General features: G+C 65.8%; 23 protein-coding genes. 6 read left to right on the top strand and 17 right to left on the bottom strand.

All coding sequences use genetic code 11. From position 1 onward, the window contains the following. Positions 1-12: 12 nt before the first annotated feature. From B7R21_RS07530 to B7R21_RS07505, 6 genes are all read right to left on the bottom strand, one after another. Complete coding sequence (locus tag B7R21_RS07530; protein ID WP_253259692.1) at positions 13-891, bottom strand: carbohydrate ABC transporter permease; 879 nt, start codon at positions 889-891, stop codon at positions 13-15. Next, positions 888-1,841, bottom strand: a complete 954-nt coding sequence (locus B7R21_RS07525) for a carbohydrate ABC transporter permease (RefSeq protein ID WP_116282624.1) — start codon at positions 1,839-1,841, stop codon at positions 888-890. The genes B7R21_RS07530 and B7R21_RS07525 overlap by 4 nt, the downstream gene beginning before the upstream one ends. An 87-nt stretch (positions 1,842-1,928) precedes the next feature. After that, positions 1,929-3,194 (bottom strand): ABC transporter substrate-binding protein, encoded by a 1,266-nt coding sequence (locus tag B7R21_RS07520; protein ID WP_116282623.1) that lies wholly within the window; start codon positions 3,192-3,194, stop codon positions 1,929-1,931. A 141-nt stretch (positions 3,195-3,335) separates the two neighbouring features. Further along, positions 3,336-4,361 carry a LacI family DNA-binding transcriptional regulator gene (locus B7R21_RS07515; protein WP_116282622.1) on the bottom strand — a complete coding sequence of 342 codons (1,026 nt, stop codon included), beginning with the start codon at positions 4,359-4,361 and terminating at the stop codon, positions 3,336-3,338. 127 nt (positions 4,362-4,488) lie between these two features. Then, a complete protein-coding gene (locus B7R21_RS07510; RefSeq protein WP_116282621.1) occupies positions 4,489-5,331 on the bottom strand; it encodes a glycosyltransferase family 8 protein in 843 nt (280 codons plus the stop codon). A 33-nt stretch (positions 5,332-5,364) separates the two neighbouring features. Then, the gene (locus B7R21_RS07505) at positions 5,365-6,747 is read right to left on the bottom strand and encodes a D-arabinono-1,4-lactone oxidase (protein WP_116282620.1); all 1,383 of its coding nucleotides are present in this window, start codon (positions 6,745-6,747) and stop codon (positions 5,365-5,367) included. A 192-nt stretch (positions 6,748-6,939) separates the two neighbouring features. Between B7R21_RS07505 and B7R21_RS07500 the strand changes: the two genes are divergently transcribed. Further along, positions 6,940-7,854, top strand: coding sequence for a 2-hydroxyacid dehydrogenase (locus B7R21_RS07500; RefSeq protein WP_116282619.1), 915 nt, complete (start codon positions 6,940-6,942; stop codon positions 7,852-7,854). A gap of 67 nt (positions 7,855-7,921) precedes the next feature. On the opposite strand, the gene B7R21_RS07495 is transcribed toward B7R21_RS07500, so the two are convergent. Further along, complete coding sequence (locus B7R21_RS07495) at positions 7,922-8,968, bottom strand: glycosyltransferase (RefSeq protein WP_172592089.1); 1,047 nt, start codon at positions 8,966-8,968, stop codon at positions 7,922-7,924. After that, positions 8,941-9,750: a glycosyltransferase gene (locus B7R21_RS07490; RefSeq protein WP_116282617.1), complete on the bottom strand. Its 810-nt coding sequence runs from the start codon at positions 9,748-9,750 to the stop codon at positions 8,941-8,943. The genes B7R21_RS07495 and B7R21_RS07490 overlap by 28 nt, the downstream gene beginning before the upstream one ends. A 177-nt stretch (positions 9,751-9,927) precedes the next feature. On the opposite strand from B7R21_RS07490, the gene B7R21_RS07485 reads away from it, so the two are divergent. Continuing rightward, the gene (locus B7R21_RS07485) at positions 9,928-10,461 is read left to right on the top strand and encodes an alpha/beta fold hydrolase (protein WP_116282616.1); all 534 of its coding nucleotides are present in this window, start codon (positions 9,928-9,930) and stop codon (positions 10,459-10,461) included. Positions 10,462-10,499: 38 nt separating this feature from the next. Here the strand turns inward: B7R21_RS07485 and B7R21_RS07480 are convergent, their stop codons facing one another. Next, positions 10,500-11,150: a TMEM175 family protein gene (locus B7R21_RS07480; protein ID WP_116282615.1), complete on the bottom strand. Its 651-nt coding sequence runs from the start codon at positions 11,148-11,150 to the stop codon at positions 10,500-10,502. A 105-nt stretch (positions 11,151-11,255) separates the two neighbouring features. On the opposite strand from B7R21_RS07480, the gene B7R21_RS20425 reads away from it, so the two are divergent. Next, positions 11,256-11,414 carry a VOC family protein gene (locus B7R21_RS20425; protein WP_216364167.1) on the top strand — a complete coding sequence of 53 codons (159 nt, stop codon included), beginning with the start codon at positions 11,256-11,258 and terminating at the stop codon, positions 11,412-11,414. Beyond that, entirely contained in the window at positions 11,405-11,605 is a 201-nt protein-coding gene (locus tag B7R21_RS20420; protein ID WP_216364165.1) for a VOC family protein, read from the top strand. The genes B7R21_RS20425 and B7R21_RS20420 overlap by 10 nt, the downstream gene beginning before the upstream one ends. A 25-nt stretch (positions 11,606-11,630) precedes the next feature. On the opposite strand, the gene B7R21_RS07470 is transcribed toward B7R21_RS20420, so the two are convergent. The 4 genes from B7R21_RS07470 to B7R21_RS20040 form a co-directional block, all read right to left on the bottom strand. Further along, positions 11,631-12,047 (bottom strand): type II toxin-antitoxin system VapC family toxin, encoded by a 417-nt coding sequence (locus B7R21_RS07470; RefSeq protein ID WP_116282614.1) that lies wholly within the window; start codon positions 12,045-12,047, stop codon positions 11,631-11,633. Continuing rightward, entirely contained in the window at positions 12,044-12,385 is a 342-nt protein-coding gene (locus tag B7R21_RS07465) for a FitA-like ribbon-helix-helix domain-containing protein (RefSeq protein WP_216364163.1), read from the bottom strand. The genes B7R21_RS07470 and B7R21_RS07465 overlap by 4 nt, the downstream gene beginning before the upstream one ends. 105 nt (positions 12,386-12,490) lie before the next feature. Beyond that, entirely contained in the window at positions 12,491-12,847 is a 357-nt protein-coding gene (locus B7R21_RS07460) for a DUF2200 domain-containing protein (RefSeq protein ID WP_116282613.1), read from the bottom strand. Positions 12,848-12,970: 123 nt separating this feature from the next. Next, the gene (locus B7R21_RS20040; protein ID WP_172592088.1) at positions 12,971-13,141 is read right to left on the bottom strand and encodes a hypothetical protein; all 171 of its coding nucleotides are present in this window, start codon (positions 13,139-13,141) and stop codon (positions 12,971-12,973) included. Between the two features lie 152 nt (positions 13,142-13,293). Between B7R21_RS20040 and B7R21_RS19705 the strand changes: the two genes are divergently transcribed. After that, complete coding sequence (locus tag B7R21_RS19705; protein ID WP_147305842.1) at positions 13,294-13,911, top strand: hypothetical protein; 618 nt, start codon at positions 13,294-13,296, stop codon at positions 13,909-13,911. 39 nt (positions 13,912-13,950) lie between these two features. Further along, the gene (locus B7R21_RS20930) at positions 13,951-14,046 is read left to right on the top strand and encodes a hypothetical protein (RefSeq protein ID WP_367379391.1); all 96 of its coding nucleotides are present in this window, start codon (positions 13,951-13,953) and stop codon (positions 14,044-14,046) included. Between the two features lie 292 nt (positions 14,047-14,338). Here the strand turns inward: B7R21_RS20930 and B7R21_RS07450 are convergent, their stop codons facing one another. From B7R21_RS07450 to B7R21_RS07435, 4 genes are all read right to left on the bottom strand, one after another. Next, positions 14,339-14,839: an NUDIX hydrolase gene (locus B7R21_RS07450; protein ID WP_116282653.1), complete on the bottom strand. Its 501-nt coding sequence runs from the start codon at positions 14,837-14,839 to the stop codon at positions 14,339-14,341. Between the two features lie 83 nt (positions 14,840-14,922). Then, the gene (locus B7R21_RS07445; protein ID WP_116282611.1) at positions 14,923-15,753 is read right to left on the bottom strand and encodes an SDR family oxidoreductase; all 831 of its coding nucleotides are present in this window, start codon (positions 15,751-15,753) and stop codon (positions 14,923-14,925) included. 116 nt (positions 15,754-15,869) lie between these two features. After that, positions 15,870-16,346 (bottom strand): VOC family protein, encoded by a 477-nt coding sequence (locus tag B7R21_RS07440; protein WP_116282610.1) that lies wholly within the window; start codon positions 16,344-16,346, stop codon positions 15,870-15,872. Positions 16,347-16,373: 27 nt separating this feature from the next. Next, positions 16,374-17,243, bottom strand: coding sequence for an LLM class F420-dependent oxidoreductase (locus tag B7R21_RS07435; protein ID WP_116282609.1), 870 nt, complete (start codon positions 17,241-17,243; stop codon positions 16,374-16,376). Between the last annotated feature and the right edge of the window lie 7 nt (positions 17,244-17,250).

Genomic DNA, 17,250 nt, shown 5'->3' with positions numbered 1-17,250 from the left:
TCGTCTCGTAGGTCACTTGAGGCCGGTGCTCGCAACGCTTTCGATGAAGCGTCGCTGCACGAGCAGAAACATGATCGCCAGCGGCAGGAGGGCCAGGAGGGCGCCTGCCATCATGACGCCCTGAGGGATGATGCCTCCGGGCCCGGTCAGAAGGGTCAGGCCCGAGGTGATGGTTCCCATGTTCTGGTCGGTGGTGAACACGAGCGGCCAGAGCAGGTCGTTCCAGTTGTTCACGAACAGGAAGATACCGAGGGTGAGCAGAGCAGGCACCGCGTTCGGCAGAACGATGCTTCTGAACACCCGCCACTCTGATGCACCGTCGATGCGGGCCGCGTTGTCGAGGTCTCTGGGCAACGAGACGAAGAACTGCCTGAGAAAGAAGATGCCGAAGGCGTCGGCAGCGCGGGGCGCAATCAGTCCCGCGAAGGTGTTCACCCAGCCCAGTTGTGAGACCAACTGGTAGATCGGAATGAGCGTGGCCTGAAACGGAATCATCAGGCTGGCGATGATGACAATGAGCAGGATGCGCGACCCACGAAAGTCGAGCCGGGCAAGTGCATAGGCAGCCAGAGAGTCGAACACCAGCGCGAACACGGTGACGCCGCCGGCAAAACCGAAGCTGTTCAGAATGAGCCGGCCGAACGGCAGCTCGGAGAAGATCGCCTCGAAGTTTGCGAGGGTCCACTGGTGAGGGAAAAGCGTCGGCGGGAAGGCGTTGACCTCTGAGGCCGGCTTGAAAGCGGTGAGCACGATGATGATAACCGGCAACATCAGAGCGAAAGTCACGACCAGGAATGCGGCGAAGAAGACCCAGCGCATCGGGTCGCCACGGTGCCGTCGCGAGCTCGCGTAGCTCGAAGGCAGGGCCCGGGGGCGGGCGAGAACGGTCACGAGTTGATGTCCTTTGAACGACGGCCGAAGAAGAGAAACTGCAGAAGGCTGAGCAGAAGGGTGACAATGAGCAGCACGTACGACAGCGCTGAGGCGAACCCGAGGTCGAGGTCTTTGAACCCGGACTGATAGATCTGCATCACGATGGTCTCTGTGCTCCGGTAGGGGCCGCCACCGGTCAGCACGTAGATCTGGTCGAAAGCTTGCAGCGCGGCGATGAGCGCGACGATGACGACGAAGGTGATCGTGTTGCTGAGCATCGGGAAGGTGACGTTGGTGAAGCGCTTCCAGCCACCCGCTCCGTCGAGCTGCGCGGCTTCGTAGAGGCTTGTCGGAATCTCTTGGAGGCCCGCGAGGAAGATGACCATGTAGAACCCGAAACTCTTCCACACCGCGACGACCACGACGGTGGGCATGGACAGGGTCGGGTCTTGCAGAACGTTTCCGATGCGGATTCCGACGGCCTGCAGCCAGTAGTTGAGCAGGCCGATCTGGGGGTCGAGCAGGTACGACCACGCGAACGCGGCGACGGCGAGCGACACGATGAAGGGCAGAAAGAGTGTCGAGCGGAAGAAGCCGCGAAACGGCAGTCGTGGGCTGTTGATGACGAGGGCGAGCAGAAGCGCCACGACAATGGCGGTCGGAGTGAAGAGCACCGCGTACAGGGCGGTATTGCCCATGGACTGCAGAATCTCGCCGTCAGTGAAGACGCGCACATAGTTGTCGAGACCCACGAACTCGGGTGTACCGAAGCCGCTCGCGTCGGTGAACGAGAGCTGCAGGGCAGAGATCATCGGCCAGGCTACGAACGCCCCGAGAATGATGAGGGCAGGGGCGAGAAAGCCGACGATGGTGGCACGTCGCTTGAACGAACCGTTCAGGGGGGTGCGCCCCCCGAGTTGCGCTGGTGGCCGGTACCGGCGGGGGCGTACGAGATTGTGTGTCGTCATGGTGTCTCCCGGCGAGCGACGGGGGTGTGGGGCTCGACTGCCGCACACCCCCGCCTCTGGCGTAGTCGGTGCTCCGTGTGGTCGGTGCTACTTGGTGAGGGCTTGCTGGATGCTCGCTGACGCGTCACTGAGCAATTGCTTCGGGTCGCCACCAGCAACGGCCTTCTGAGTGGCCGTGTCGATCGCCGTCAGCACGTCGGTACTGTTGACGACTCCCGGCAGCAGCGCCACGGTGTTCGGCGCGATCTCGGTCAGGCTGGCCACGGTCGCGTTCGCCGACACATCGGCAGACGTGATGTCTGTGCGAAGCGGCGGCCACCCCGACCCGAGCGACCACTTCGTGGCGGTCGTCTTGTCATTGAAGTAGGCGAGGAACTTCTCGGCCGCCTGCTGCGTGCGGGCATCCGTCTGCGCCGTGATGCCGATTGAGATACCGATCGCCGACGCCGCCTGCGCCTTCGGGCCCGCCGGGATGGCGGCGAGCCCATAGTCGATGTTCGAGGACGTCGCGACCCCGGCCATCCACGGGCCGCCGACCTCCATGGCGGTTTTGCCCGCGGTGAAGAGTTTGTCGGCGGCGATGCCGTCGAGGCCGGTCGGGGAGATCTTGTCGTTCTGAATGGCCTTCGACCAGTAGGTCAGGGTCTCGACGTTCTGCGCCGAGTCGATGGTGGACTGAGTGCCGTCTTCGTTGGTGATCGACCCGCCGTTGCCCTCGAACAGGCTCGGCCAGATGCCGTTGCCGACGGTAGCGTGGTCGGGTAGAGCGAGGCCGTACTGCTCGGGGGTACCGTCACCATTGGAGTCGACGGTGAGCTTCTTCGCATCGGCGACCCACTCGTCCCAGGTGGTGGGAAAGCTCGTGATGCCGGCGGCGGCGAACAGTGTCTTGTTGTAGATCACGGAGAGGGGAACAAATCCGCTCGGCACACCGAACTTCTTGCCTCCCACAGTCTCCATGGCGACAGCTTCGGGCTTCAGGTCGCTGGTATTGCTCGATGACTGACTGTAGAAGTCGTCGAGGTCGACGAGCGCCTTCTTCTGTGCGTAGACGGGCAGCCGGTCGCTGGTCATGGCCACGATGTCGGGGCCGTTCTTCGACGAGAGGGCGGGCAGGAGCGTGTCGTCGATGACGGCCCAGGTCTTCGTCTGGGTCGACACCGTGATGTCGCTCTGCGAGGCGTTGAAGTCTTTGACGATGTCGTCGAGCACTCCCCCGTCTGCTTCGGTGTAGCCGTGCCAGAACGTCAGCGAGACCGGGCCGCTGGCCTGATCATTCGACGATCCCGCGCATCCTGAGAGCCCCGCCGCAATTAACACTGCTGCTGCGGCGACTCCGATCAGCTTCTTCACTGAGTACCTGCTTACTGTTCCCGACGTCTGCGTAGGGGAACTCTTCGAGTGATGGGCATCAAATTTACATCGATGTAAAAGTGACAGTAAGCGACAAATTGTGCGCTGTCAACTCATGCGCGCCACGACACGCTGAGACGGCTACGTCGTCGCGAGCTGGCCGACGCTCAGCCCCGTCGACGACTCTCTGATCACCAGCGAATACCCGGTCTCGACATGCCGCGGAGCGGGGCGGGCACCATCACTCTCAATGCGCTCGATGAGGATGTCGACGGCGTTCTGCGCGATCTCGTCGCGGTGCGGCGAGATCGTGGTCAGCGACGGCGTCGAGTAGGCCGAGTCTTCGATGTCATCGAAACCGACCACCGCGACATCCTCGGGAATGCGAAGACCACTCCTGTGCAGAGCGCGCATTGCGCCGAGCGCCAGAGCGTCATTGAAGCAGACGACGGCGTCGAATGGAACCCGGCTGGCGACGAGTCGCTCCATGGCCTCGACGCCGTTCTCGCGATGCCAGAGAGCGGCCGAGACGATGAGGTCGACATCGACTGCGATGTCATGCTCAGCCAGGGCTTCGACATAGCCATGCAGCCGCGAGGCTGCCGTACCGACCGGGCCGTCAGGCTGAGTTCCGATGACCGCGACACGGCGTCGGCCCAACGAGAGCACGTGCAGCGTGGCAGCCTTCATGGCCTCGATGTTCGACATCGCGACATGGTCTGAGCGTGTGCCCACGACCTTCTCGCCGAGAACGACAATCGGAAAGTCGACGTCGAGTTGATCGACGTCACCAGGGTGAACGGCCAGGGGGCTGTAGATGAGTCCGTCGATCGAGTGGCGCCGCATGTCAGAGACAGTCGTGATCTCAAGCGACCGATCGACGAGCGTCTGCTCGATGAGCACCGTATAGCCTCGCGCTCCGGCTGCACGGATGACCGCATCGGCCAATTCCGCGAAGTACGCCTGGCTCAGTTCTGGAACCGCCAGCCCGAGCACCCGCGTACTGCCCACGCGCAGATTGCGCGCCGACACGTTCACCTCGTAGCCGAGCTCAGACACGGCGTCCATCACTCGAGCACGCATCTTCTCAGACACGTGCTCGTACCCCGACAACACGTTCGAGACCGTCTTGACAGACACCCCCGCCAGAGCAGCTACGTCTCGCATTTTCGGAGCTTCGCGCGCCGGCCGACCCATCAGCACCCCAATCAGATACGTGGGCTAAGAATACCCCGATGCTTTTGCCGAGGAGTCGCGACTCATCCGCTCACCACCGTGCCACTGCGACCGTCGCTCAGCGCTCGACGGTCACACCCAGGGTGTCTGCCATCTCCCACCACAGGCGGTTCACCTCGAAGTATCGATCGGTGGGGTCGAGCGGCTTCTCCCACGGCTTATCGATGATGTAGTGGATGTTCTTGACCGACGAAAGCTGCCAGACCGAGGGGTGCTGGTGCGGCAGGGTCTTCAGCGCGTTGTAGACGTAGGGAAGTGGGCGCCAGCGGCCTGAGTAGAACTCGTTCAGGAAGTCCTGCTCGGCGAACGGGTAACGCGACAGGTCGTCGATGATCGCCAGCCGATCCAGCATCTCGGCGAAGACGGCGCCGTCGGGCGACAACACGAGGAAGCCGCCGTTCAGGTAGTTGTCTGTGGCTCCCGGTTCGGTGACGTGGTCGCCGCCTCGGCAGTAGGTGTAGAAGCAGGTGGCGGGCATCCAATCCGGCGGATAGCTCGCGATCCGGTTGGGATTGCAGCGGCAGGCGTGGCAGGCGGCGATGGCGCCGTCTGGCAGGTCGAGCGAGAACAGCTCATCCATGTTCTGGGTCACGAGCATGTCGGCGTCGAGAAAGACGACGCGTTCGAACTCGGTGAGGCCCCAGACGGCCAGCTTCGTCCACACTTCAGCGAACCGGGAGTTGGCGTAGCTGCCCGCTGAACCTCCGGCTGGCCGAAGCGGCGCGACGTCGCGCACGAGGCATCCTTCGTCGGCAAGCAGGCGCCGCGTCGATTCGTCGATCTCCGAGGTCACCATCACGACGAGGGGCGCCTCGCTGCCGGAGGCGGCAAGTGAGGCACGAAGCGTGCGCACCCCGATCAGATAATTGGGCTGCGTGAGCAGGGTGACCCAGGCGTTCATCGGCGGTGCTCCTGTTTCGATGGCAGCGCCCCGTCAGTCGAGCAGGGCCGCGGTGAAGGCATTGGCGAAGCGGTGCTGCGGGTCGAGGGCCTCGCGCACGCCTTGAAAGGCCTCCCACTCAGGGTAGAGCGCCGGCCAATCGTACAGGGACTCGTCGAAGTACTTGCCCCAGTGGGGTCGACCACCCTCCTCGGCCACGACACGTTCCACTGCCCTCAGAAAGTCCCCACCCTCCTCAGACAGGGAGCCGTCGGCCGCGTAGTAGACCACGAAACCGAAGTAGCAGGTGTCCTCGTTGCGAGAGGGGCTCAGCCAGCCGTCTGAGGGGCCGGTGCAACGCAGAATCACCGGGTAGTGCATCCGCGGCTGGGTCTCGGCGTGCCACTGCTTGATCTTCGCAATTACTGCTCCGGCCCGAGCGAGCGGGATGCCGATCTCGACGTTGATCTGGGGAGTGGCGATGCCGCGGCAGAACACCTGGTAGACGTCGCCCGTGATGTCGGTGAAGTCGCGGAAGCGGCTCACTGTTCGAAGCGGCTTGCCGTCGTCGGCCACTCCCCTGGTGTCGTCGCGCAGCTGGCGGAGCGTCGACTCCACCGTGTCGTTCATCGCCTGGTTGGTGGCCGCGTGCTTCAACAGTTCACCACCGCCGTCGTTGTAACGGCGTAGTTCGTCGTCGGTGGCCTCGTTGGCCTTCCACACCTGCACCTGGCCTTCTTGCGGGAACCACCACGCCTTCACCATGATGTTCTCGCGGTTCCAGGTTTCGAGATCCGCTTCAAGGTTGCCTGCGTCGACCGCGGTCTTGATGCAGGTGTAGATGATCGATGTGCGCGTGCGGAGCGTCACCGCAGTGATGACGCCGAGTGAGCCGAGGCTGAGCTGCACGGCACCGAAGTCAGGATGGTCGCGATCGAACTCTGCGACCGTTCCGTCGGCCAACACCATCCGAATCGACACTGCGGCACCAGCGATCGAGCTCTGCTCGAGGCCCTGGCCGTGGGTGCCGGTCGACACGGCACCGGCCAGGGTCTGCTCGGCGATCACCCCGGGCGAGGCGGGCAGCATCTGCCCGCGCGAAGACAGGTAGGCGTACACATAGGCGAGTGGGGTGGAACCGGCGAACGTTGCGGTGTCGTCAGTGCTGGAGATGAGGCCGCTCAACCTGCTCAGGTCGAGCAGGGTGCCGCTGCCGTTGGCCACCTCGATCATTCTGCCCGGCGACATACGGCTGCCGATCATCCGGATGCGGCCGTCGCTCGTGGCGAGGAAGTCGCACAGTTCTGCCTCGGTGGCCGGGGCCACGACCGAGCCGGGAGGGCCGAGCCTGGAATTCTTGGCCCAGTTGCGAAGCCGGGTGTCCTCGCCGACGAGCTCCGGCTCCTGAGGGGGGTAGGACAGCTGCGTGGTGGTCATGGCGCGTCTCCTGTTCACGTTCGGCCCTGCTTTCGGAGCCGCACTGTTCCGCAGAGCTGATTCACCGGCACGCGAACAATCTCATGCCTTATGGCAGTCTAAGTACTTGAACCGACCGAACTTCCACCTTGCGTAGAAGTCGAAGAGACACTAGGGCGGCGGCCTGATCCCAGCGGTGATTACTCTAGGACCATGACTGTCGTATGCGTGCCGGATTCGAACGCTCGTGAGCTCCTCGGAGCCCTTCCCGACGGGGTCGAGGTGATCGCATGGAACGGTGAAGACGAGAAGCCCGACCGCCTGGCGGAGACCGTCTTCTGGGTACCGCAGGTCGAGGACTCCACCAACCTCGAGGGCAAGTTCCGCGCCATGCCTAAGCTCGAGGTCACCCAGCTGACGAGTGCAGGCACCGAGGACATCCTCGACCACGTGCCCGACGGCGTCACGCTCTGCACCGCGCGAGGTGTGCATGGCTCAGCGGTTGCCGAGCTCGTCATGACGGTCATCCTGGCGACGCTTCGTCAACTGCCCCACTTCATCGAGGCACAGCGGCAGGGGCGATGGGATCCGGTCGAGGCCGATGACCTCCGCGACAAGCGGGTTCTGATCATCGGTGCCGGTGACCTCGGTGAGCAGACCGCTCGGCGCCTGAGGAGCTTCGACGCCACTCCGGTGCTCGTCGCGCACACGGCTCGCGACGGCATCCACGCCACCTCGGAGCTGCCGAAACTGCTTCCCGAAGCCGATGTCGTCGTGCTGACCGTGCCGCTCACCCCCGACACCACGGGGCTCGTGGACGCCGATTTCCTGGCCCGGATGCCCGACGGCGCCCTGCTCGTCAATGTTGCGCGCGGCAAGGTCGTCGACACCGAAGCGCTGCTCGCCGAGCTGACCTCCGGTCGGCTGCGCGCTGCCCTCGACGTGATGGAGCCGGAGCCGCTCCCTGCCGGACACCCGCTCTGGACGGCGCCGAATCTGATCATCACCCCGCACGCGGCCGGCTCCATCGCGAAGGCAGGGCCGCGAGCTTTCGCTCTGGTCAACGCGCAGGTGCGACGGTACCTGGCCGGCGAGGAACTCGTCAATGTCGCGAAGAGTGGCCACTGAGCCCGGGGGCGCATGTGCCTGAGCCCTGGGCGTACACGCCTGAGTTCAGAGGCGTACGCGCCCGAGCTCAGGCGTAGGCGGTGAAGTTCGGGCCGAGGCTGTCGAGCCAGGCTGCCGGATGCACGGCCACCGATGCTCGGCCGGGACGCTCCCGGGCGGCGCTGAGCGCCTCCTCCAACGCCGCGCCGGTGCGCTCGAACGTGTAACGATCCAGCACCCAGCGCCGGTTCGCCGCACGCAGTGACTCACGGTCGTCGATGTCGTGGATCAGTTCCGCCACCCTGTCGCGGATCAGCAGCGGCCGTTGGTCAGGAACGCTCCATGCCCCTGGTGCCTCGAAGAGTTCGTGACCGCCTCCGCCGTCATAGCCGACCACGAGACATCCAGAAGCCAGCGCCTCGGCCACCGGCAGACCGAAGCTCTCGGTGTGCCCGAGCGCGATGAAGACCGCCGTGCTGCCGAGGGTTGCAGCCACCTCGGCCCGCGAGACCTGCACGAGCTCCACCAGTTCGACTCCCGTGAGCCGTGGGTCGTTGGCGAGCAGGCGCTTCAGGAGCGAGGCCTCGCGCGGCCGCTTCTTGGGGAACCAGCTCACTCGGAGCCGATCAGTCTGGAGGGGGGCGAACAGGTCGCCGTCCACCGGGTTCGGCACCAGGCTCACGGGCAGGCCGGGTAGCGTGGCCGCGAGCACGTCCCGGCTCTCGGCCGACACCGCCCAGAGCGCCGGCGCCGGCTCCCAGCCGGGAAAGTTATCTGCCGGAGTGCCTGCTGCAAAGGTGTAGAAGTGGTTCTGGTTGAAGATGACCTTGCGTGCCCCGGGTGCCGGGTCGCGGCCCTGGATGGTCGGGGTCTCCGGCAGCACCAGAAGGTCGTCTGCGCCGATCGGGATGGTGGCACCGAACAGCATCGGCACGTCGCGCGCGATCCAGTCGGTGCGGTCATCCGCATCGGGAAGCCACAACCAGGCCTCGTGGCCGCTCTCCCGCAGCAGGCGCACGTGCTGGGTCATCACGTGCACGCCGCCGCTCTGGTGGCGGGTGGCGAACCCCGCGAAGACGATCCGCCCCTGGGATGGGTTCGGCGGGCTCACCATTCCGGCGGGGTCAGGTACCACGACGCGCCGCTGCCCGTGTTGTGGGCGGGAAACGACTCCGGCCCCAGCCCGACCTCGGCGCGCCATCCGTCGCCCCACTTGGCGTTCAGGCCATCGAGAATCTCGGCCCGGTTGCCCTCGGACGACTGGCCGGTGCGGTTCATCGTCTGCCGGCGGAGGTGCGAGACGTAGGCGCCCTCGGTGACGACGCATCGAAGCCCGGCCGCGCGCGCCCTGATGGCCAGGTCGATATCCGCTCCGTAGCCGTGCCCGGAGAACGTCACCTCGTCGAGACCACCCAGTTCGGAAACGGAAGGTACCGAGAACGCAAGGGCCGTGCCGTCACAGAAAGCGACATCGCGAAGCACATCACGCGGCGCGTACTCAGCGGCCGACGGCGGAATCGTGTGCGCCCGCTGGTGCAGCCAGAAATCGTCGTAGCAGGATGCCACCAGCGCCAGATCGTTTTCCGTGCCGAACGGGGCGAGAAGTCCGCTGAGAAAGGCGGGTGACAGCCGGATGTCGTTGTTCAAGACGACGCAGACCTCGTGCCCCTCGCGTGACGACGTCTGCAGCGCCCAGTTCGCGGCGCCGATCCACCGCAGGTTACGGCCTGGACGGTAGACCTCGATGTTGCCCTGCGGCAGCACATAGTCACCGGCGTTGTCGACCACGACGATGCGCACCGCGGGGTCGAGATCGCTTTCGTCGCGACACAGATCGGCGACGACCGCATCGGTCAGCTCCGGCGAGCCGAACGCGGGGATGACGACGAGGGCCGACAGGGCCTCAGCAGCGGTCATGGCTCAGTGTGGGACCCACGGCCCCGGCTGTCGCGGCTGTCGCCGCTGTACACGGTGATCACGAATCTCGATTCCCGTCAGGTCAGGTGGATGTGACTACGGCAGCCAACAGTACCCGGTCTTCTTCCGTGCGCGGCGGACCAAGTGCGGGCGGCGCGCTCTCGTATATTGGGTGCAATGAGCGAGAAACAGATATTCACGGCGGCTGGGCGATCCGTCGCCTTCGCAGTCGAAGGTGCGGGCCCCGCGCTCGTCATCGTGGCCGACCAGGGTTCGGAGCTTGCAGGGCTGGCCGGGCTCTCGCACCTGGTCTCCGAGGCGGACTTCCGCGTGGTGCTCATCGAGACCGACAGGGCAGAGGATGTCGTGGACCTGCTCGACAGTCTCGACATCACGGACGCGTGGATCGGCGGTCACGGTAGCGGCGGGGTCGTTGCGCGCACCATCGCCATCGAGAACCACGACCGGGTGAACGGCGTGCTGCTGCTGGGCGTGGCAGGCGAGGCGCCGGCGCTGGCCGAGGGCATTCCGGTGCTCGTGGTGCAGGCGAGCGACGACGAGGTCACTCCCCCGGCCAACGGCGAGGCGCTGCGGGATTCCGCTCCGGGCCTGGTGAGCGTGGTCACGATCGACGGCGGGGGTCACCAGTTCTCCGAGACGCGCGCCGGCGAGACGGCCTGGGCGATCGAGGACTACCTCGACTGGGACTGACGACTCGTCTGTCGTGAAGCCCTGGTCGTCAGTCCGGGTCAGCCGCCGTCTGCTCCATCGCCGGCGTCGAAAGCTGGATCTTCGCGCTCGAAAAGCCGCGCCGAGAGGAAGGCCGCGGCCACCACGAGGTACAGCACGAGTGCGGCCAGCGGCGAGAAGATCGCCACGACGACGCTGACCACCGCGACGACGAGGGTGCCGGCCGAATAGAGCGCGTGACGGCGCATCCACGCGACGCCATCCGGAGTGTTCAGGAGTTCGGGATGCCGCGCAAGGTAGAGGTCGAGCGCGACCCACGGCACGCTGATCACGGCGGCCACGACGGCGAAGACGACCATCGCGGCGAACTGGGCGGGGTGGTCGCCCTCTCGGAGGGCATCCGAGATCAGCGCGGTGGGCCATGGCACGAGTGAGGCGCCGAGGAGAAGGCCGAGGTTCAAGACCAGAACGACCGGGGTGGTTCGGGCGACCCGCGCCATCTCCTCGTTGTGATTCAACCAGATGATGCCGATGGTGAAAAAGGCCGCGAGGTAGGCGATGTAGGTGGGCCAGTTGTCGAGCAACTGCGCGGGCGACTGGGAGCCGGTCGGCAGGAGGTCGAGCACGAGCAGGGTGAGAACGATCGCCAGCACCGCGTCGCTGAAAGCTTCGAGCCGGGCGATTCCGTTGCGCTTCTTCCGTGTCCCCATGCGTTGAATCTAGCCATGATCGGCTCCGGCGAACAGTGGATGCCGCGCCCTCCCGCGTCGACGGAGGATGCCCCCTACCGTGGCGCGGGCGGATAGCGTGGAGGCATGACGCTGACATTTGAAGAGATCGTCGTGGACTGCCACGACTTCCGTACGCTCGGGCACTGGTGGGAGGCAGCGATCGGGTGGACGGTGATCGATGAGGACGACGGGGTCTGGAGCTGCAGAATCCTGACGGTTCCCATCCGACGCTCATGTTCCTGAATTCGACGGAGGCGAAGGTCGGCAAGAACCGACTGCACCTCGACTTCGTGCCGGACGACCAGGAGGCAGAGGTCGAGCGCCTGCTCGGCATGGGCGCCCAGCACGTCGACATCGGACAGGGCGAGACTCCGTGGGTGGTTCTGGCCGACCCTGAGGGCAACGAGTTCTGCGTTCTGTCCGCCCGCCTCTGAGCTTGCCAGTGCGCAAGTCCGACGGTCAACCCCGATCCCACGGGTCGATCAGGTCGATGTCGAGGCCGACGAAGTCCTTCGTGTTCCTGGTTGCCAGGCTTGCGCCGGAGACGAAGCAGATCGCAGCGATCATCCCGTCTTCCACGCTGAGCGGTCGTCCCATTCCGACGCGTCGTTCATGCATGGCTGCATAGGCTCGCGCCGCGCGCACGTCGTAGGCGAGGATCTCTTCCCCGAAGTCGTCTACGACGCCTTCTATTGCTGCCATCAGAGCATTTCGCCTTCTCCCTGGAGGGAGGCTTCGGGCTCCGACGAGCAGTTCGGCGACGCTGATCGATGTGATGTTCGCGTTGCCCGCGGCCTCGCGAAGCCATGCGACGACTGCGCGATCGGGCGAACTGCGGAGGGGCTCGGAGAGCACATTCGTGTCGAGAACGATCATGCCGCTCCGGACTCGCGCGGAGCGGATCTCGTCGGCAGTTCGAAATCGTCTTCGTGGAGCTCAGCTGCTGCGGCCAACCAGGAGGTGACCAGGCGATTTTCGGAAACCGCCGCGCTAAGGATCGCACGAGCCTCCGCCTCCATCGAGCGGCCATTTTCAGCTGCACGAAGCCGGATGCGGCGCTGCACCTCATCGTCGAGGTTTCGTACCGTCAGAACTCCCATGTCGATGCCTCCGCTGGCAATGCTAGCATCGACAGCGACCGACAGGAAGCGCGCGATCCAGCTTGCACTGCCGTCGTTCCAGGGAGCAGGTCTCGCGCCAGCACGAATGAGCACATGACGATGTCGTGGACCACCAGATCGTGAGAACACGGGCCGCGAGAACCGGCATCGAGAGCTCCTCTCTTCGCGTTGCGCCGATCGTGACAGGTTGGAACGGGCTCAGGCGCGGAGGATCGCAGTCAGCTTCTTGCCGCGGGCGACCTCGTCGACGAGCTTGTCGAGGTAGCGGATGCGCTGCATCAGCGGGCCCTCGATCTCCTCGACGCGGATGCCGCAGATCAGCCCCGTGATGAGGGTGGCGTTCGGGTTGAACGCGGGCGACCCGGCGAAGAAGGATTCGAGGTCCTCGCCTCGAGCGATGGCCCGATCAAGACCGGGCTGGTCATAGCCCGTGAGCCAGCGGATGACCTCGTCGACTTCGGCGAGGGTGCGGCCCTTGCGCTCCACCTTGGCGACGTACAGCGAATGGATGCGCGCAAACGTCTCGGCGAAGATGCGGTGGCGTGGCTCGCTCATGAGTCCATTCTCGGTCAGCGAAGGAGAAAACGATGCCGCGCACCGCGACTCAGGCCGCGGTGTCCCCCGCCGCGGCCGGCGCCTTCCGACCGCGCGGGCCGCGGGCTCCGTTCACGCGACCCTTCACGAGGATGATCGCCAGGATGGCGACGCGATGGAGAGGTAGTTGAAGATCCCGGCGATGCTGATCAGCCCCGCCGGTCCGGCCGACGCGGTGGTCGTGTCGACACCCCCGGTCGCCAGGATGGTCGTGGGGTCGATCGCGGCATGCAGCAGCGCGACCACGATCCACATCCAGCCGCCAGGCCGAGGAAGACGCTCTGCGGATCGGCGAAAAGGAAAAGGTTGCCACCACCCGCCTCGGTCGAAGAACCGCTGCCAGCCGTTCGGCTGATCGTAGAGGCGCTCCCCTTCTCGGCAGGGCGAGTCCGAGTAGCCTGAGCAGGGTGGGCATACGGAAGACGGATCGGCGGCGGAACGTTCCGGCCGACAGGCCGTCATCGGCAGAGCAGGCGCTCGGTGAGGTCAGGCGTCGCCTGCTTGCGGCAGATGCCGCCGAGAGTGCCGGTGACGGCGTGCTTGCCCGGCGACTGCGGGACGAGGCGCTACGGCTGACATCCTTGTCTCGAACTCCGGATGCTGCCACAACGTCGAGCGTCACATCGGGGATGCCCTCAGCGGAGAAGCCTGCAACCGCCCTGCAGGCCTTCGTCGACCGCGGTCATCGGCTCGCGAAGAGACCCACGCTGCGGCGGGCGGATGTGGCGAAGCTCTTCGGCGACAGGGACGAGGGCAAGCGCGTGATGGCGCTGGCGATCATCCAGAAGCGTCCGGAGTTGGGGAGCTTCGAGATCCTGGTCGAGGCGGTCGGGGGCACGCGGGGCGCCGTCGAGCACGGCGAGGGGCTGAGTGCGGCCCTGGCCGCCGTCGACGCTGGGATTCTCCGCGCTGAGGAGGTGGATGCGCTGAAGCGCGAGATCCGCGGGGTGCTGGAAGCGGGGCACCTGGGCGGCAGCGCGGGCGGCGCCATCGCGAAGCGGATCCTCGACTCCGAACCCCGCTGACCGCCCATACTGGTTGCCAGCGTCGACGCACCCACCGCGGTGCTGGTGCACCCCGACGGCTATGTCGCCTGGGTGGGCTGGGGCAGCAGTGCCGGGTTGCTCGACGCGCTGACGACCTGGTTCGGAGCGGCCTGACCCCGGGTGACGGCGGGTCCGTTCCACGCGGGAATCCGATGCTCCTTCACGATGAGCACGATGAAGACGAAGACCTCGACCAGGCGCCACAGAACGCGAAGGACCGGATCGGGAATCGGGAGGGGGCGTTCGGGCATGGGCGGTGATCCTTCCTCATGCCTCCGATGGTAGGCACTCGCCGGGCTCCGCCATGGCGGGAACGGCGGCGAGAAAGTGAGGGTTCGGTGAACGGATGCTGAACCGTCGGCCTGCGGACGCTCGGCCGCCTCGCTCGTCTGTCAGGAGCCGGGCTTCAGACGCCGGAAGCGGCCGCCGAGACGACGAACTCCGTCGCGATCTGGTCGGCGAGGGCATGTTCGATGCGCTCACGGATGTTCGGGGCGATCGACGGCAGCGCATCGAGCCGGAACCAGCGGGCATCCGTGTTCTCGCCGTCGGCCGGATGGGGCTCGCCCGAGACGTACCTCATGCGGAAGGTGAAGTCGAGGTAGTCGGCCTGGTCGCCGTTCGCATAGGTGACGCGCGGAATGGTGTGCACCCAGGCGAGCCTTTCAGCGACAGCGACGATACCGGCCTCTTCGAGCATCTCGCGGGCCGCGGCGTCGGCGGGCTCCTCGCGCGGGTCGATGATGCCGGTCACGGGCGTCCACGCGCCGGTGTCACTCCGTTTCACGAGAAGGAGTTCCGGGCCCGACTCCGTCTCGCGCGTCAGCACAGCGGTTGTGCCGATCAGCCAGATCGGTGCGTGGCCGATGGCCTCGCGGAGGGCCAGCACGAAATCGGGAGTCGCCATGTCCACAGGCTAGCCGAGCATCCGCTGGCCACCCGCCCCACTGAAGGTGAAGGCGCAGGCGGGCGACCAGTGATGTTGGCAGGCTAGGAGGCCGAACCGCCCTGCGCCAGCACGGAGACGTCGTTCCACTTCTCCCACGTCTCGATCCGCGAGGCGTAGTCGGCCTTTGCGATGCCGAGCGGGGCGCTGCCGAAGAAGACGCGGAGGGGCGGCTCGTCAGCATCGACGACCTTGAGGATCGCCGCGGCGGAGGCCGCGGGGTCACCGGGGGTGGCGTTCCGCGATTTACGGGCTTCCGCTACCCGCTCGTGCAGCTCGCTGTAGTCCGCGAGCGGCTCCGACGTCGACGACGACGATCCGGCCCAGTCGGTGGAGAATCCGCCGGGCTCGACGAGCGTGACCTTGATGCCGAAACCGGCGACCTCCTGCGCGAGCGACTGGCTGAAGCCCTCGAGGGCCCACTTCGAGGCGTGGTAAATGCCGACCAGCGGGAAGGCGGAGATACCGCCGATGGATGAGACCTGGATGATGTGGCCGCTCTTCTGCGCGCGCAGGAACGGCAGCGCCGCCTGCGTGATCCAGAGCGCGCCGAAGACATTGGTCTCGAGCTGTGCACGTGCCTCGTCTTCGGTGATCTCCTCGACGAATCCGAAGTGGCCATAGCCTGCGTTGTTGATGACAACGTCGAGCCGGCCGAACTTCTCGTGCGCCTGGGCGACGGCGGCGAAACCTGCCGCACGGTCGGTGACATCCAGCGAGATCGGCAGGATGTTGTCGCCGTACTTCTCGACGAGATCGTTCAGCGAGTCGGTGTTGCGTGCGGTCGCCGCGACCTTGTCACCGCGCTCGAGGGCAGCCTCAGCCCATTCGTGGCCGAAGCCGCGCGACGTTCCTGTGATGAACCAGACCTTCATAGTGTTCCCTTCAAGGTGTTTCGTACTCTCTGATCAACGCGCGAGGAGCCGGAAACCTGCCCGATTGCCCGGATGCCCGGTGGGAAGTGGATGATCGCCGACGGTGTCGGCTCCGCTCACTCCCCGTCGTGTGCGCGCTGGAGATCGGCGATGACGATCTTCTGCATCTTCAGCATCGCCTGCATCGTGCGGCCGGACTTCTCGGGGTCGGGGTCGCCCATCAACTGCCCGAGGGCCGGAGGCACAATCTGCCAGGACAGACCGAACCGGTCTTTCAGCCAGCCGCACTGCGACTCCGTGCCGCCGCCGGCGAGGAGCGCCTGCCAGAGGTAGTCGATGCGCTCCTGCGTCTCAGCGGGCACGAAGAACGAGATCGCCTCGGTGAAGTGGAACATCGGGCCCGCGTTCAGAGCCTGGAATTCGAGGCCGTCGAGCACGAAGCTGACACTCATCGCGGTGCCGGCGGGATAGGGAGACCCCTCGGGGTAGCGCGAGATGCTCGTGATCGCCGAGTTGTCGAAGATGGAGACGTAGAACTCCGCCGCCTCTACAGCCTGGTTGTCGAACCAGAGGAACGGACTGATCGCCTGCATGGGAACTCCTTCGTCGGGTTGTGAGGATCAGATCGCGGACAGGCGCGGCACAACCGCCTCGGTCGTGCGGGCGACCCATGCAGCCGGCTCGGGCGAGCTCGGGGCCGTCGTCACGAGGTCGATGCCGATGGCCGCGTACTGCTCCATCGAGGCCAGGAAGGTGTCGGGAGCATCCAGAGCATCGGCCCCCGTGATGAGCGTCTTCTCGATCGCGTCGTAGTCGGTTCCGAGCCGGTCGCAGTGCCCGCGCAGCACGTCGAGCTTGTGCTTGACGCCCTCGACGCCGATGTCGAAGATGTTGCAGGCGTTGCCGTACTGGGCGACGAGTCGCAGGGTCTTCTTCTCACCGCTGCCACCGATCATGATGGGCGGGCCGGGCTTCTGGAGCGGCTGCGGCACGCAGATCGTCTCGGCGAGCTGGTAGTGCGCGCCGTCGTAGGGCCCGTCGTTGTCGCTCCACATCTGCTGGCAGATCTGAAGGGTCTCCTCGAGGCGTTCGAACCGCTCACTGATGTCGGGGTAGGGCACGCCGAGCCCGAGGTGCTCGCGCTCGTACCAGGCGGCACCGATGCCGAGCATCGCGCGACCCTCGCTCAGCACGTCGAGGGTGGTGACGATCTTCGCCAGCAGCCCGGGATGACGGTAGGTGACACCCGTGACGAGCAGGCCGAGGCGCATCGTCTTCGTCCTGCCAGCGAGGAAGCCGAGCGAGGTGTAGCCCTCGAGCATCGGATCGAAGGACGTCGCGAGGCTCTCCATCTGGAACCAGTGGTCCATCAGGGTGAACAGCGACACGCCGCCCGCCTCCGCCGCTTCGGCCGTTGCCGCAAGCGTGGGGGCGAGCGCTTCCGGGCCGCCTGGAAGGGTGAAGTTCGCGAAGTGGATACCGAGTCTCATGCTCCGA

It is taken from the genome of Subtercola boreus (assembly GCF_003399625.1).
Taxonomy (GTDB): domain Bacteria; phylum Actinomycetota; class Actinomycetes; order Actinomycetales; family Microbacteriaceae; genus Subtercola; species Subtercola boreus_C.
This window is presented reverse-complemented; position numbering and strand designations above follow the sequence as displayed.